The organism is Streptomyces cellostaticus, from assembly GCF_023630175.1.
In the GTDB taxonomy this organism is placed as follows: Bacteria; Actinomycetota; Actinomycetes; order Streptomycetales; family Streptomycetaceae; genus Streptomyces; species Streptomyces cellostaticus_A.
Map to the genome: position 1 here is coordinate 41,041 of NZ_JALLIN010000037.1, position 14,911 is coordinate 55,951.

Genomic DNA, 14,911 nt, shown 5'->3' on the forward strand with positions numbered 1-14,911 from the left:
TCAGTGGGCCGTCCAGCCACCGTCGAGGACGAGGGAGGTGCCGGTGACGAAGGAGGCCTGCGGGCCGCACAGGTAGGCCACGGCGTGGGCCACCTCCTCGGGTTCGATCAGCCGCCGGAGGGCACTGTCCTTCAGCAGGATCTCGGCCAGGACGCGTTCCTCGGGGAGGCCGTGCGCCCGCGCCTGGTCGGCGATCTGCTGCTCGACCAGGGGGGTGCGCACATAGGCGGGGTTCACGCAGTTGGAGGTCACCCCGTGCGGGGCGCCTTCCAGTGCGGCCGTCTTGGACAGGCCCTCGAGGCCGTGCTTGGCCGCCACATAGGCGGACTTGAAGGCCGAGGCGCGCAGTCCGTGCACGGAGGACACGTTGACGATCCTCCCCCATCCTTGCGCGTACATGTGGGGCAGGGCGCCGCGGATGAGCCGGAACGGTGCCTCCAGCATCACCGTCAGCACGGTGTGGAAGACGTCGGGCGGGAACTGCTCCAGAGGGCGCACCAGCTGCAGCCCGGCGTTGTTGACCAGGACGTCGGTGCCGGCGGCGACGCGCTCGGCGGCGTCGAGATCGGTCAGGTCCAGGGCGTGCGGGACGACCGTGCCGGTGAGGTCTCCGGCCCGCCGGGCGGCTTCCGCCAGTTCGGCGAGGCCGGCCGCGTCCCGGTCGACGGCTCTCACCTCGGCGCCGGCGGCGGCGAGCCGCAGCGCGCAGGCGCGCCCGATGCCACCGGCGGCTCCGGTGACGAGGGCGGTGCGGCCGCCGAGGTCGAGGGTGGGGTGCGGGGCGGGGGGCTGGACGGCCGGTGGCGGGCTGGGCGTGGTCATGAGCCGACGATAGGCGGGGCCCACCCCTCACCACATGTGGTCACCACCCACACTTCAGCCCATAGTCATAGGGCTGAACCATGTGGGTGCATCGGACATGGCCTGCTTGATCCGGAGCAGCCCGAACTCGTTCAGGTCCGGCAGGGCGTCCACCGTGAACCAGCCCACCTCCAGCGACTCGTCGTCGTTGACCCGGGCCTCGCCGCCCACGGCACGGCAGCGGAACGTGATGTCCATGTACTGGCAGACGTCGCCGTTGGCGTAGGTGACCGGCTCGAGGGCCTGGACGAGCACGACGCGCTCGGGAACACACGTCACCGCCGTCTCCTCGAACACCTCCCGCACCGCGCAGGCCGCGGGCTGCTCGCCCGGCTCCGGGATGCCTCCGATCACCGACCATCTGCGGGTGTCCGACCGCCGGCCCAGCAGCACCCTGCCGTCGTCGTCGAGGACGATCGCGGTGACCCCGGGGAGCCAGAGCAGTTGCTGACCGGCGCTGGCCCGCAGGGTGCGGATGAAGTCAGGAGTAGCCATGCACCGACCCTAACGGGCCGGTGCGCGGCCACCCGCGCCCGTCAGGGGCGTACGGCCGGGTGGGCCTGCGCGTCACCCGCGCGCCGGGCGCGCACACCGGAACCGATCGCCCAGCCAAGTCCGCCGGCGGCGACCAGCACCAGGGCGATCTCCGGCAGGACGCCCAGCCGGGTCGCGGGCGTCTCGGAGGTGCGCAGCGGCACCTTCTGCACGAGGTAGGCGGGCACGAACATGCCGGTCTTCCCGGTGATCGTGCCGTCCGGCATGATGATCGCGCTGACGCCGCTGGTGACCGGCACGGTCACGGTCCGGCTGTGCTCGACGGCCCGGACACGGGACATGGCGAGCTGCTGGTAGGTCATCTCGCTGCGGTCGAAGGTGGCGTTGTTGCTCGGTACCGAGATCATCTCGGCGCCGTGCGTGACGGTGTCCCGGACCGCCCAGTCGAAGGCGGCCTCGTAGCAGGTGGCGAGGCCGACCCTGGCGCCGCCGAAGTCGAAGACACCCGGTTCGCTGCCCCGGCTGAAGTCCTGGCGGACCATGCCGGTCCAGTCCTTGTTGATCGCACCGACCAGGCCGCGCAGCGGAAGGTACTCGCCGAACGGCTGGACCTGCCGCTTGTCGTAGGTCTGGGTCGGTCCCTCGACCGGGTCCCACAGGATCTGCTCGTTGAGCAGCCTGCCGTCCTTCTCTACGACACCGCCGACCGAGATGGGCACACCGACGGCCCTGGCCGCCTCGTTGATGACGGCGGCCGCGTCCGGGTTGGTGAAGGGGTCGATGTCGGAGGAGTTCTCCGGCCACAGCACGTAGTCGGGCCGGGCGGCCCTGCCCGCCTTGATGTCGGCGGCGAGCCTGAGCGTCTCGCGCACGTGGTGGTCGAGCACGGCCCGGCGCTGGGCGCTGAACTCCAGACCGGCCCGTGGCACGTTGCCCTGGATGACCGCGACGGTCGCGGTGCCGTCCTGCGCCTTGTCGCTCACCAGGGGCCGCGCGGCGAGCGCCCCGGCCACCGGGACGGCGACGCTCAGCAGGGCGGCCGCCGCCGCACCGCGGCGCAGCGTCCGGGTGCGGCGGCGCTCGGCGACCAGGCGCCCGGCCTCGTACAGGCCGAACCCGCACAGGACGACGGCGAAGCCGAGCACGGGGGTGCCGCCCACCGCGGCGAGCGGCAGGAAGACGCCGTCCGCCTGACCGAAGGCGATCTTGCCCCAGGGGAAGCCGCGGAAGGGCACGCGCGCGCGTACGGCCTCGCCGGCCGTCCACAGGGCGGCCGCCCACAGGGGCCAGGCCGGCAGTCTCGACACCGCGGCCACACCGACGCCGACGAGGGCCACGAAGACCGCCTCGATCGCGACCAGGGCGAGCCAGGGCCCGGGACCGACCTCGACGCCCGTCCACACCAGCAACGGCAGCAGGAAACCGAGCCCGAAGAGGTAGCCGAGACCGAGGGCCGCCTTCCAGCCACGCCCGCGCAGCACCCAGGCGAAGCCGGCGAATGCGGGCAGGGCCAGCCACCACAGGGTGCGCGGCGGGAAGCTGACGTAGAGCAGCGCTCCGCAGAGGGCGGAGGCGGCGGCCGGGATCAGACGCAGCAGCCGTCCGCCGCGCGCGGCCCGCGCGGAGGGCGGCCTGAGCTGGTCGGACTGGTCCACGGAAGTTGCGGTGACGGTCACCCGGGGAGTGTACGGCGGTCGCCCCGGATGCCGACAGCGCCGTCCAGGACGTCCCGGGCGCCTGCGGAGTCCCGGAGCCAGTGCCGCGACCGGAAAGGTTCACCGGCTCGCGACGCCCGGCACGGCGCCTCGCCGCGTTGTCGCCTCACCCGAGTACGTCCAGTAGTACGCGGACGACGCTCCGCCTTGCGCTGCACCCCACCGGACGCCGCGAGCTCTCCGGCAGACCTTTCCGGTCACAGCACCGGTCACGCGTGCGTGCACGACGGGTCCGCGCGGCGGGCGGCAGGGGCGGCCTTCGCGGCGGTCCGGGCGGACGCGGGCACGCCCGCGGGCCGGTCGGCGCGTCCCGGGGCGGAGGGCGGCGCGTCCCGGGGCGGGGGGGGGAGGCGGCGCGTCCCGGGGCGGAGGGCGGCGCGGAGCCGTGGCCGGTCCGCGACGGCGGAGCCGGCCACGCGTCAGCTGATGGTGCCCGGGGTGATCGCCCGCAGCCGGGCTCTGATGACACGGACGGCGGACTCCGCGTTGTCCACGGTGATCGTGAAGGTGTGGCCGTCCCAGAGCCTGAGCACGACGCCCTCGCCGCGACGGACGACGACCGCGGTGCCCTTCTCGGGGCGCCAGCGGTAACCCCAGCCGCCCCAGTTGCGGGGCGTGACGAGGGCGGCGAAGTCGGCTCCGGCGACCTCGGACAGCGGGATACGGCGGCGCGGCACGCCGATGTGGCCGCAGCGCACCTCCAGGCAGTCCTTCTCGAGCTTCAGGTCGACGTGTACGAAGGCCAGCGTGCCGAACAGGACCAGCAGGCCGGCCGCGATGCAGCCGACGACCGACATCGCCAGCGCGGCGACGCCGGAGGTCCAGGCGGAGTCCACGGCCAGCTCGATGCCGAGCGCCATGCAGGCAGCGCCGGCCAGCGCCAGCAGCCACTGGACCCGGTTGGTGGCGCGGCCGGTCCAGACGTCGGAGTGCGAGGCGTCCTCGGCGTGGCGGTGCTCGCTCATGGATACGAGGTTACTCAGGTTTCGGTGCGCGGGTACCCGCTCGCGGAGGGTGACCGTGCCGGCGGCCCGGACAGCGGCCGGACGGGCGCCTCAGGTCAGTGCCGGTCGGCGAGCGGGCCGGCGGAGGGCAGCAGCCGTCCCTCGGGGTAGTGCAGCGCGCTCGCGGGCAGCGTGCCCTCGCGTCCGCTGAGGATGACCGTCAGCGTGCCCCCGGCCGGGGCCTCGGGGGCGGGCCGTTCGCCGAGGCGGCGCAGCGCCTGGGCGGCGACCGCCCCGGCGGAGCCGCGCAGCGCGAGCGGGCCGGCGCCGGTGGTGCGCACGGCGGCGCGGATGCGGTCCGCGACCAGTTCGTAGTGGGTGCAGCCCAGGACGACGGTCGTGACGTCGTCCGGGGTCAGTGCGGCCGCGGCGGCGACGGCGGCGTCGATGGCCGCCTCGTCCGCGTGCTCCACTGCCTCGGCCAGTCCCCAGCAGGGCACCTCGGCGACCCGGACGCCGTCGGCGAACTCCTCGATGAGGCCGCGCTGGTAGGGGCTGCCGGTGGTGGCGGGCGTGGCCCAGATGGCGACCGGGCCGCCGCCGGCGACGGCCGGCTTGATCGCCGGGACCGTGCCGACCACCGGGATGCCGGGCTCCAGACGGGCGCGCAGGGCGGGCAGCGCGTGCACGGTGGCGGTGTTGCAGCCGATGATCAGGGCGTCCGGCCGGTGGGCCGCGGCGGCGTCGGCGACGGCCAGGGCGCGTGTGGTGAGGTCCTCGGTGGTGCGCGGCCCCCAGGGCATGCCGTCGGGGTCGAGGGAGAGGACGAGGTCCGCGTCGGGCCGCAGGCGCCGTACCGCGGCGGTGGCCGCCAGCAGGCCGATTCCGGAGTCCATGAGCGCGATCTTCACCCGGCCACGATAGACGATGGGCTCCGGGCGGCCGGTCGGGTGGGGCAGACTGCGCCCGTGAGCGCCCTCGTGTGGATCGCCGTCGCCTCCCTCGCCGCCTGGTGCTGGCTGCTGCTGTGCCAGGGCTTCTTCTGGCGCACGGACGTCCGGCTGCCACCGCGCCGCGTTCCGGGCCACTGGCCGTCGGTGTGCGTGGTGGTCCCGGCCCGCGACGAGGCCGCGGTGCTGCCCGCGAGCCTGCCGTCGCTGCTCGCCCAGGACTATCCGGGGCGCGCCGAGATCGTCCTGGTGGACGACGGGAGCACGGACGGCACCGGGGAACTGGCCCGCGATCTGGCCGCCCGCTGCGGAGGGCTGCCCCTCACGGTGGACTCCCCGGGCGAGCCGCCCGCGGGCTGGACGGGCAAGCTCTGGGCGGTGCGGCACGGCGTCGCCCTCGCACGCGCGCGTGCCCCCGAGTACCTGCTCCTGACGGACGCCGACATCGCGCACGCGCCGGACAGCCTGCGCGAACTGGTGGCCGCGGCCGCCGCCGGCGGCTTCGACGTGGTGTCGCAGATGGCGCGGCTGCGGGTGGCGAGCCTGTGGGAGCGGCTCGTGGTGCCGGCCTTCGTCTACTTCTTCGCGCAGCTCTATCCGTTCCGCCGGATCGGCCGGCGGGGCTCGCGTACGGCGGCCGCTGCGGGCGGTTGTGTGCTGCTGCGCGCGGACATGGCCGAGCGGGCGGGGATCCCGGACGCCATCCGGCACGCCGTCATCGACGACGTCGCCCTGGCGCGCGCGGTGAAGCGCGCCGGTGGTCACGTGTGGCTGGGGCTCGCCGACCGGGTGGACAGCGTGCGGCCCTATCCCCGGCTGCACGACCTGTGGCGGATGGTCTCGCGCAGCGCCTACGCCCAGTTGCGGCACAGCCCGCCCCTGCTGCTCGGCACGGTCGCCGGGCTCGCCCTGGTGTACCTGGTGCCGCCCGCCGCCGTGGTGGCGGGAGCGGCCACGGGCGGTACGGCCACGGCCGCGGCGGGCGCGTCGGCGTGGGCGGTGATGGCGGGGACGTACCTGCCGATGCTCCGTTACTACCGGCAGCCGCCGTGGCTGGCGCCGCTGCTGCCGTTCACCGCGCTCCTCTACCTCCTGATGACGGTGGACTCGGCCGTGCAGCACTACCGGGGGCGGGGTGCGGCCTGGAAGGGCCGCACGTACGCGCGTCCTGAGGTGCGGCCCGACGAGGGCTGACCCGGCTCACTTGCGGCCGGGTGTCCAGTTCATGCCCCAGCCGTAGGCGCGGTCCACGGTCCGCTGCGGGCTCACTCCCCGGTCGGGCACCAGGTACCGCGCCTCGCGCTGGACGACGAGGTCACCGCCCGCGCTGGTGATCAGGGCGAGCGCGCAGACGGTGGACGGGACCGTGCACTCGTCCAGGGCGAAGTCGATCGGGGCGCCGTGCCGGGGCTGGAGGGTGACCGTGGCGTGCAGGTCGGCGAAGGACGCGGCGCCCTCGTAGATGGTGACGAAGACCAGGATGCGCCGGAAGTCCTGTTTGTGGTCGAGGTTGACGGTGAGGTTCTCGCCGCCCGCCACGGCGCCGGTGCGGTCGTCGCCGTCCAGGTGGATGTACGGCGGGCGGTTCAGCGAGCCGAAGGCGTTGCCGAGGGCCTGTACGACACCCTTGCGCCCGTCGGCGAGTTCGTACAGGGCGCACAGGTCGAGGTCGACGTCGCCCGGGCCGCCGCCCCATCGGCCGCGCCGGCCCGGGAACTGCTTGCGCACCTGCCAGTTGAGGTTGACCCGCATGGCTCCGGAGGTGCCGCCCTGCTTGGCCAGCGAGACGGAGGGGGCGGCCTTGGTGAGGGTGACCTTGGCGAGGCGGACCGGCGCGGCCGGGGGCGGCGGCAGCGGGACGGGCGCGGTCGCCGGCGGCGGCGTGGTGACCGACGGAGCGCCGGGCGGCGGCGGCGTGGTGACCGACGGGGCGCCGGGCGCCGGCGGCGGGGCGGTGGAGGGGGAAGGCGGCGGCACGGGCGGGGACGGGGGTGCGGGCGGCGCGGCGGGCCGCTGCGGTTCGTCGACGGTGATGCCGAAGTCCGTTGCCAGTCCCTCGAGTCCGCTGCTGTAGCCCTGGCCGACGGCGCGGAACTTCCAGCCGCCCTGGCGGCGGTAGAACTCACCGAGCAGGAAGGCGGTCTCGGAGGTCGCGCCGGGGCTGTCGAAACGGGCGACCACCGCACCGCCGCCGTCCTCGGTCACCTCGACGTAGAGGCCGGGCACCTGCCCGAACGTCCCGCCGTCGGACGAGGCCGCGACGACGATCCGGTCGATTCCGCTCTCCACGCGCGCGAGGTCGACGCGCAGGGTGTCGGTGACCCGCCCGCCGGCGGTCCGCTTGCCCTCGTGCCGGACGGCGCCGGAGGGGTGCGCGGGCTGGTTGTAGAAGACGAAGTCCCCGTCGGAGCGGACCTTTCCGGCCGCCAGCAGCAGCGCCGAGGCGTCCGCGTCGGGCACCGAGGGTCCCGTGCGCCAGCCCAGTTCGACGCGCAGGGCCGTGGTCGGCACCGGCGCATTCGATCCTTTCGCCATTGTCATGTCCGCCCCCATGGTGTGTCGGTGTGCGTCCCGGACGTCCCCGGGCACCCCGGATGATCGCTACCCGCCCAACCTATTCCCGATGGCGGCGAACGCGCATGAGCGGCGCCGGCCGGCCGCTGAAGATCACCGGTCAACCGTCGGTAACCTGCCAGGAACTCGGCCTTTACACGATCCGAACCCTGATCGGCGTCCATTTTTGCCGAGTTCGCTCGTATTGGGGATCCCGAGTCACTGCCGACACGGAAAACAACCCTCTTATCGGTCTCCCCAACCAGCACATCGTGGGCTTAACTTATGTGCCATGACCTCCCCCCGCTCCACTTATGGCGGCGGCTACTACTCCGCCTCCTTCCCGGACACCCCGATCTACGACTCCCTCGTGGCCGAGCGGGGTACCCCGCAGATCGCCCCGATCCGGGTCCCCGCCGCGTACGACACGGGCAGCAGTCTGCCCGCGCTGCCGTCGGCGCTGCCCGCCCTCCCCGCGGGTCCGTCGCACCAGGTCCCCTCCTACGGCTATCCGCAGGCGCAGCACTCCTCCCCGCTGCAGCAGGCGCCCACGGCGTACATCCCGCAGCAGGCGAGCGCACCGCGCGGCTACCCCGGCCCGCAGGCGCAGCAGCAGCGCCCGATGGCCGGCGGCACGGGGTACGAGGCGATGCGCCCGGCGCCCCCCCGGCCCGCGCCGGCTCCGTACCAGGACCCGTACAACGGCCAGCAGTACCGCGGCTACTGACCCGCGCCCCCGGCTGCCGTCCCCGCCTGGCACGATGACCGCATGGGGAACGCACGACTGCGGTCGATCCACGTCCATCCGGTCAAGTCGTTCCGGGGTGTATCGCCCCGGGAGGCCGTGGTGGAGCCCTGGGGGCTGGCCGGGGACCGGCGCTGGACACTGATCGACGACGGGGGAAAGGTCGTCACACGACGCGAGCAGCCGCGTCTCGCGCTCGCCGCCGCCGAGCCCTTGCCCGGCGGCGGCGTTCGCCTGTCCGCGCCCGGACGGGAACCGCTGGAGGTCGCGGTCCCGGAACCGGCCGCCACGGTGGCGGTGGACGTCTTCGGCACCGAGGTGGCGGCGGTCCCGGCGTCCGGCACCTCACACGCGTGGTGTTCCGCCCATCTGGGCGAGGATGTCCGGCTCGTCCACATGGACGAGCCGGGCTCCCGCCGTCCGCTGGACCCCGAGTTCGCCCGGCCGGGCGAGACGGTGAGCTTCGCCGACGGCTATCCCCTGCTGCTCACCGGCGCCGCCTCCCTCGGCGCCCTGAACGAACTGATCGCGCGGGGCGAGCACGCCGCCGAGGGTCCGCTGCCGATGAACCGCTTCCGGCCGAGCGTCGTCGTCGAGGGCACCGAGCCGTGGGCGGAGGACGGCTGGTCCGCCCTCTCCATCGGCGAGGTGGACTTCCGGGTGGCCAGGCCCTGCGCGCGCTGTGTGGTGACCACGACCGACCAGGACACCACCCGGCGCGGCCGGGAGCCGCTGCACACCCTGGCCCGGCACCGCAGGACCGGCGGCCGGCTGCTGTTCGGCCAGAACCTGGTGCCGCTCGCACCCGGCACCATCAGGGTGGGTGACCCGGTACGGGTGTTGTCGTGACTCACGGGAACCGCGGCGCGTGGCCCGGTCGTTGGGGCACCATGAGCGGGGCGTGAACGGCCCGGGGCGCGGCTCACCCGCCGCGACCCGGGCCCGGGGGCGGGTGGCTCCTCGGGGGACCACCGGGGGGCGGAAGGGGGTGGAGGACGTGCGGGCCATCATGGGCCTGTGGCGCTGGCGGCACAATCCGCTGCGCCGCGCGACCGATCTGACCGAGGCCTGGGTGGCCGTCGTGGCACTGGTGCTGATCGCCGTGGCCGCGCCCGTGGCGGGCGTCCTGGTCGGCCTGGCGGCTCAGGACTCCCTGCAGCGCTCCGCGCGGGAGCAGCAGCACGAACGCCACCTCGTCGAGGCCACCGTGGTGCGAGGACTCGACGGCGCCCCGGTGGAGACCGACCCCGACACCAGCGCGGTGCGGGACGCCCACAGCCGGGTCCTCGCCGACTGGACGGCGCCCGACGGCGGCCACCGCCGCGGACCGGCCCTGGCGAAACTCAGATCGCCGCGTCCGGGCGACCGCTTCGCGCTCTGGACGGACCGGAACGGCCAGGTGACGACACGCCCGCTGGACTCCCCCACGGCGACGACGCACGCCGTACTCGCGGGCGTGGGCGCCGCGTTGCTGACCACGGGGCTGGTCGACTGCGGCCGGCGGCTGATCGTGTGGCGCATGGTCCGCCGCCGGTACGCGCGTTGGGACCGGGCCTGGGACCGGGCCGGTCCGGACTGGGGCAAGGCGGGCACCGGCAGCTGACGGCTTCCGGCTCTGGTCATCCCACCACCCGCGCGCACGCTACGGTGGAGCGGCCGACTCGCATTCGGCACCAAAACCCGCGTACTACGAGGTGGGGGCACGGCAACGCCATGGCACAGGGCACGGTCCAGGTGACGCACAGCGGTACGTCGCGGTGGCGTCGCCGCACGGGTGAGTACGCATCGCTCGCCGCAGCCCTGGAGGCCGCCGCCGACGGCGACGTCCTCACCATCGCTCCCGGCACCTACCGGGAGAACCTGGTCGTGCGGCGGCCGGTGACCCTGCGGGGTCCCGAGGGCGCGCCCGGCTCGGTGCGGATCGCCCCGGCGGACGGCGTCCCGCTGACCGTACGGGCCTCGGCGGTGGTGCAGGACCTGCATGTGGAGGGCCAGGACGCGGCGGCGCCCGCACTGCTGGTGGAGGAGGGCACACCCGAACTGCGGGACGTGCGGATCGTCACCCGGTCCGCCGCGGGCATCGAGGTGCGGGGCGGGGCGCGCCCGACCGTGCGCCGCTGCACCGTCGACAACCCGGCCGGCATCGGTATCGCCGTGCTCGACGGCGCCGGCGGGGTGTTCGAGGAGTGCGAGGTCGTCGCGGCGGGGCAGGCGGGGGTCTCGGTCCACGGCGGCGCCCACCCCCGGCTCGCGCGCTGCCGGGTGCACCACGCCGCCGGCAACGGGCTGACCGCGACCGGGGAGAACTCGGCGCTGGAGGCGGTCGGTTGCGAGGTGTACGAGGTCCGGGGCTCCGGGGTGCAGGTCACCGGCCGGGCCACGGCTCACCTGACCGACTGCGATCTGCACCGCACCACGGCCGACGGGGTCACGCTGGACACGGACGCGGTGCTCACGCTCGCCGACTGCCGGATCCACGACGTGCCGGAGAACGCGATCGACCTGCGGTCCCGCTCGGTGCTGACGCTGACCCGGACGACGGTCCGGCAGTTCGGCCGCAACGGCCTGTCGGTGTGGGACCCGGGCACCCGGGTCGACGCCAACCAGTGCGAGATCTTCGACAGCACCGGTGACTACCCGGCGGTGTGGGTGAGCGACGGCGCCACCGCGGTGCTCGACGCCTGCCGGGTGCACGACGTGCCGGACGCCCTGTTCGTGCTGGACCGCGGCTCACGCGTGGACGTCGTCGACAGCGATCTGTACCAGGTGCGCAACACGGCGGTGTCGGTGAGCGACGGCGCCACGGCGCAGCTCGACGACTGCCGGATCCGGGACGCGGCCACCGGGGCCTGGTTCCGCGACCACGGCAGCGGCGGCAACCTGGGCAACTGCACCCTGGACGGCACCCAGACGGGTGTGATCGTCACCAAGGGCGCCGACCCCACCGTCGAGCGGTGCACGGTGGACTCCCCCGCCGAGGCGGGCTTCTACGTGTCCGCGGGCGGCCGGGGCACCTTCGTGGACTGCCGGGTCAGCGGCAGCGGCGGCTACGGCTTCCACGTGATCGACGGATGCCGCACCACGCTGCGCAAGTGCCGTACGGAGCGGTGCGCGCGCGGTGGCTACGAGTTCGCGGACGGCGGTCCGGACCCGGACTCCGGGACGGGTCCGGTGGTGGAGGACTGCACCAGCGACGAGAGCGGCGGCCTCCGGCCGCCGCCACCGCGGGCGACGGCCGGGCAGTCGGCGTCCCCCTCGGCCGCGGGCCTGCTCGGCGCGATCCCCGGTCAGCGCGCCCTGGACGCCGAACCGGCCGTCGCCGCGGTCGAGCCGGAGCAGCCGGCCCGGTCGTCGCAGGCCGTGCTCGGCGAACTGGACGCGCTGGTGGGCCTGGAGAGCGTCAAGCGTGAGGTCCGGGCGCTGACCGACATGATCGAGGTGGGCCGGCGCCGGCAGCAGGCCGGCCTGAAGGCGGCCTCGGTCAAACGGCACCTGGTCTTCACCGGCTCCCCCGGCACGGGCAAGACGACGGTGGCCCGGCTCTACGGCGAGATCCTCGCGTCCCTGGGGGTGCTGGAGAAGGGCCATCTGGTCGAGGTGTCCCGGGTGGACCTGGTGGGTGAGCACATCGGCTCGACGGCGATCCGCACCCAGGAGGCCTTCCAGCGGGCGCGCGGCGGTGTGCTGTTCATCGACGAGGCGTACGCGCTGTCCCCGGAGGACGCCGGGCGCGACTTCGGCAAGGAGGCCATCGACACGCTGGTGAAGCTGATGGAGGACCACCGGGACGCGGTGGTGGTGATCGTCGCGGGCTACACGGCCGAGATGGAGCGGTTCCTCTCCGTCAACCCCGGTGTGGCCTCCCGCTTCTCCCGGACCATCACCTTCGGCGACTACGGCCCCGAGGAACTGCTCAGGATCGTGGAGCAGCAGGCCGAGGAGCACGAGTACCGGCTGGCGCCGGGCGCTTCGGAGGAGTTGCTGAAGTACTTCACCGCGATCCCTAAGGGCGCCGCGTTCGGCAACGGCCGGACGGCGCGTCAGACCTTCGAGGCGATGGTGGAACGGCACGCCGGCCGGGTCGCCCAGCTCGCGGACCCCAGCACCGACGACCTGACCCTGCTGTACGGGGAGGACCTGCCCGAGCTGCCCTGACCGAAGCGCCCCGGGCCGTCAGCGTTCGGGGTGTTCCGGACGCTGTGTGGGCAGGTCCGGGCGCAGGCGGGCCAGGAGGCGTGCTCGTTCACGGGCGAACGCCGGGTCGGCCTGGTAGTCGGAGTGGCCGAGGACCGGGGCCGGAAGCGGGTGCTCGGGGGTACGGCCGTAGGCGAGGGGGTCGCGCAGGGGCTCGTGGTCGACCTCGGGGCCGCGGCCGCCGGGGACCCGGACCGGGCCGCCGATGGGGTCGGTGGGGCGGTGGAGGTTGCGCCAGCAGGCGACGTCCCGGTGCAGCGCGGCCAGCGCGGGCGGGCCGAAGTGGGCCGGGAACCATCGGCCGTAGAGGCGCTCCAGCGGGGAGCCGTAGGTGAGCAGGGCCACCCGTCCGCGGGCCGACGGGCCGAGCTGCCAGGCGGCGGACGCGGCCAGCACGCTGCCCTGGGAGTGGCCGGACAGGACCAGCCTGCCGCCGGTGCGCGCCGTCCAGGTGGCCATCCGCCAGGTCAGGTCCGGCACCGCGCGCTCGGCGTAGCAGGGCGGGGCGAAGGGGTGGGCGGCGCGCGGCCAGAACGTGCCGACGTCCCAGAGGATGCCGATGGTGCGCCGCGCGGAGGCGTCCCGGTAGGCACGCCGGCCCCAGGTGACGAACAGCAGGAACCCTATTCCGACCAGCCAGGAACCCAGCGCCTGCGAGGTCTCGGCGACCGCGCGGACCACGCCGTACGTCCCGCGGGCCGCTCCTTCGGGAGGCTCGCCGGTGGCCAGGGCGCCCGCGAGCGCGACGGTACCCAGCGACAGGGTGGTGGCGCAGAGCACGCCGATGACCAGCGGCGCCCGGTCGGTGAGGGTGGCCGTGGCCCGTGCATGGGCGATACGGCGGGTACGGGCGGGGTCCTCGGGTTCGCCCGGATGCTCGTGCCGTACCCGGTCGCGCTCGGTGCGGGCGAGCCGGGCGGTGCGCCGGGCCAGGTGGGCGGCGAGGGGCAGCAGCACCGCGAGCAGCGGAGGGATGACGGAGGCCTGCCAGGTCAGCAGCACCGGCGGCCCGTCGAGGAGGACACGGGTGCCGTCCAGCCAGTCGGCGACGCGCTGCGCGACGCCGCCGGACATGACCCCGCCCAGCGCGCAGGCGAGCAGTGCCACCGCCGGCCCGCCGAGGCCGCGTCCCGCGGCGCGCGGGTCGGGGCGCCGGCGGTACAGGTCGCGGGCGACGACGGCGAGGACGACGACGAGCAGTCCCTGGGCCAGCATGAGGGTGCCGAAGGCGGCGTCACCGGGCAGCCGGCCGGCGGACCGCCAGCCGGGGCGGGACCAGCCGGCGTGGACGAGGGTGAGCAGCAGCAGGACGAGGGCGCCGAGCGGCAGGCCGCGTACGAGGTGGCGGTCGAGCCTGTGGTCGGGGCGCCGCTCGGTGCGGCCGCGGCGGCAGACGACGCACACCACGGCCGCCGCGCAGCAGAGCAGGGCCGCGCCGAGGAGCCGGCCGAGCAGGTCGAGGGCGGCCGGCCCGCCGGGGCGGTGGTCGAAGCGGGCCGTGGGCACGGCGACGGCGGCGGCGACGGTGAGCAGACCGGCCGCGGTGTGGGCGGCGCGCAGCCGGGCCACCAGGCGGCGCCCGTACCAGAACCCGGGCCGGGCCAGGGCGCTCCCGTCGGTCTGCGGCCCCGGGTCGCGGGACATCGGCCGGTGGGACTCGTAGGCGTTCCAGGTGCGGTGCGAGAGGTACCAGAGCAGCGCGGTCAGCGCGGCCGGGACCAGCGCGGCGAGCGCGAGGCGACGGCCCGGCCGGGTCCACCAGGCGTCTCCGGCCACGGCCGGCGAGAGGAAGCCCAGCCAGGTGTGGCGGCGGGCGCAGTCCGGGACGCCGGCGCACTGCCAGGCGACCAGGTCGAGCGCGACCTCGCAGGCGGCGGCCGTGAACAGCACGGTCAGGGTGAGCGCGGCCAGCCGCACGAGGACGCCGTAGAACCGGACGGTCCGCCTGCGTCCGTGGGTGGCGGGGCGCATCCAGTGGGCGAGGTTGACCACCATGAAGGGCAGCAGCAGGAGCCACAGGGCGCGGGTGCCGTCGCCGGAGGTGAGGTTGCACCAGACGTACGCCTCCCGGACCGGTTCGCCGCGGGGACCTTGCGCGGCGGCCGGCTTCCCGGCGTCGGCGGCGCGCCGGAAGATCGCGGCCGTGTCGTCGCCGGTGATCCGGACGGTGCGCGGGTCGTCGAGCATCTTCTCGGGAGTGGCGCCGCCCACCCCGTGCACCAGGAGTTCGAGCTCGGCGCCGGCCGGTGCGGGCCGTAGGGCGGAGCCGTCCGTCTGCGGCCCGGTGAGGCGTTGCCGCGGACGTTCCACTGTCAGCACCTCCCCCGTGACGCGCCTGCCGGGCAGCTGCCCACGCGGGCTTCAGGTTCTCCGTTTCCGGGCCCGCGTACACCTCCGGCCGGCGAATCCCGCCAATCCGTGTGACAGGACCCGGGTCACCGGCGCCGGATACCG

12 protein-coding genes are annotated in these 14,911 nt (G+C 74.8%); 5 read left to right on the forward strand and 7 right to left on the reverse strand.

What is annotated here, in order from left to right:
* From MXD57_RS22655 to MXD57_RS22675, 5 genes are all read right to left on the reverse strand, one after another.
* Positions 1 to 822, reverse strand: a complete 822-nt coding sequence (locus MXD57_RS22655) for a 3-hydroxybutyrate dehydrogenase (protein ID WP_250403590.1) — start codon at positions 820 to 822, stop codon at positions 1 to 3.
* A gap of 54 nt (positions 823 to 876) precedes the next feature.
* The gene (locus MXD57_RS22660) at positions 877 to 1,356 is read right to left on the reverse strand and encodes an NUDIX hydrolase (RefSeq protein ID WP_250403591.1); all 480 of its coding nucleotides are present in this window, start codon (positions 1,354 to 1,356) and stop codon (positions 877 to 879) included.
* A gap of 41 nt (positions 1,357 to 1,397) precedes the next feature.
* On the reverse strand, positions 1,398 to 3,032 hold the full coding sequence (gene lnt, locus MXD57_RS22665; RefSeq protein ID WP_250403592.1) for an apolipoprotein N-acyltransferase: 1,635 nt from the start codon (positions 3,030 to 3,032) through the stop codon (positions 1,398 to 1,400).
* A 458-nt stretch (positions 3,033 to 3,490) separates the two neighbouring features.
* Complete coding sequence (locus tag MXD57_RS22670; protein ID WP_250403593.1) at positions 3,491 to 4,036, reverse strand: hypothetical protein; 546 nt, start codon at positions 4,034 to 4,036, stop codon at positions 3,491 to 3,493.
* Between the two features lie 95 nt (positions 4,037 to 4,131).
* A complete protein-coding gene (locus MXD57_RS22675) occupies positions 4,132 to 4,926 on the reverse strand; it encodes a glutamate racemase (protein WP_250403594.1) in 795 nt (264 codons plus the stop codon).
* A 57-nt stretch (positions 4,927 to 4,983) separates the two neighbouring features.
* On the opposite strand from MXD57_RS22675, the gene MXD57_RS22680 reads away from it, so the two are divergent.
* The gene (locus MXD57_RS22680; RefSeq protein ID WP_250403595.1) at positions 4,984 to 6,159 is read left to right on the forward strand and encodes a glycosyltransferase; all 1,176 of its coding nucleotides are present in this window, start codon (positions 4,984 to 4,986) and stop codon (positions 6,157 to 6,159) included.
* A 6-nt stretch (positions 6,160 to 6,165) separates the two neighbouring features.
* On the opposite strand, the gene MXD57_RS22685 is transcribed toward MXD57_RS22680, so the two are convergent.
* Positions 6,166 to 7,518, reverse strand: coding sequence for a TerD family protein (locus MXD57_RS22685; protein ID WP_250403596.1), 1,353 nt, complete (start codon positions 7,516 to 7,518; stop codon positions 6,166 to 6,168).
* Between the two features lie 292 nt (positions 7,519 to 7,810).
* Between MXD57_RS22685 and MXD57_RS22690 the strand changes: the two genes are divergently transcribed.
* The 4 genes from MXD57_RS22690 (at position 7,811) to MXD57_RS22705 (ending at position 12,418) form a co-directional block, all read left to right on the forward strand.
* The gene (locus MXD57_RS22690; RefSeq protein ID WP_250403597.1) at positions 7,811 to 8,245 is read left to right on the forward strand and encodes a DUF6643 family protein; all 435 of its coding nucleotides are present in this window, start codon (positions 7,811 to 7,813) and stop codon (positions 8,243 to 8,245) included.
* Between the two features lie 42 nt (positions 8,246 to 8,287).
* Positions 8,288 to 9,112, forward strand: coding sequence for an MOSC domain-containing protein (locus MXD57_RS22695; RefSeq protein WP_250403598.1), 825 nt, complete (start codon positions 8,288 to 8,290; stop codon positions 9,110 to 9,112).
* A 148-nt stretch (positions 9,113 to 9,260) separates the two neighbouring features.
* Positions 9,261 to 9,866, forward strand: coding sequence for an Rv1733c family protein (locus MXD57_RS22700; RefSeq protein ID WP_250403599.1), 606 nt, complete (start codon positions 9,261 to 9,263; stop codon positions 9,864 to 9,866).
* Between the two features lie 110 nt (positions 9,867 to 9,976).
* Positions 9,977 to 12,418, forward strand: a complete 2,442-nt coding sequence (locus MXD57_RS22705) for a right-handed parallel beta-helix repeat-containing protein (protein WP_250403600.1) — start codon at positions 9,977 to 9,979, stop codon at positions 12,416 to 12,418.
* 18 nt (positions 12,419 to 12,436) lie between these two features.
* Here the strand turns inward: MXD57_RS22705 and MXD57_RS22710 are convergent, their stop codons facing one another.
* Entirely contained in the window at positions 12,437 to 14,767 is a 2,331-nt protein-coding gene (locus MXD57_RS22710) for a hypothetical protein (RefSeq protein WP_250403601.1), read from the reverse strand.
* Positions 14,768 to 14,911: the final 144 nt, after the last annotated feature.

Coding starts and splice junctions, on each gene's coding strand:
- MXD57_RS22655 (WP_250403590.1), bottom strand. CDS start 822: ATGACCACGCCCAGCCCGCCACCGGCCGTCCAGCCCCCCGCCCCGCAC.
- MXD57_RS22670 (WP_250403593.1), bottom strand. CDS start 4,036: ATGAGCGAGCACCGCCACGCCGAGGACGCCTCGCACTCCGACGTCTGG.
- MXD57_RS22705 (WP_250403600.1), top strand. CDS start 9,977: ATGGCACAGGGCACGGTCCAGGTGACGCACAGCGGTACGTCGCGGTGG.
- MXD57_RS22685 (WP_250403596.1), bottom strand. CDS start 7,518: ATGGGGGCGGACATGACAATGGCGAAAGGATCGAATGCGCCGGTGCCG.
- MXD57_RS22690 (WP_250403597.1), top strand. CDS start 7,811: ATGACCTCCCCCCGCTCCACTTATGGCGGCGGCTACTACTCCGCCTCC.
- MXD57_RS22695 (WP_250403598.1), top strand. CDS start 8,288: ATGGGGAACGCACGACTGCGGTCGATCCACGTCCATCCGGTCAAGTCG.
- MXD57_RS22660 (WP_250403591.1), bottom strand. CDS start 1,356: ATGGCTACTCCTGACTTCATCCGCACCCTGCGGGCCAGCGCCGGTCAG.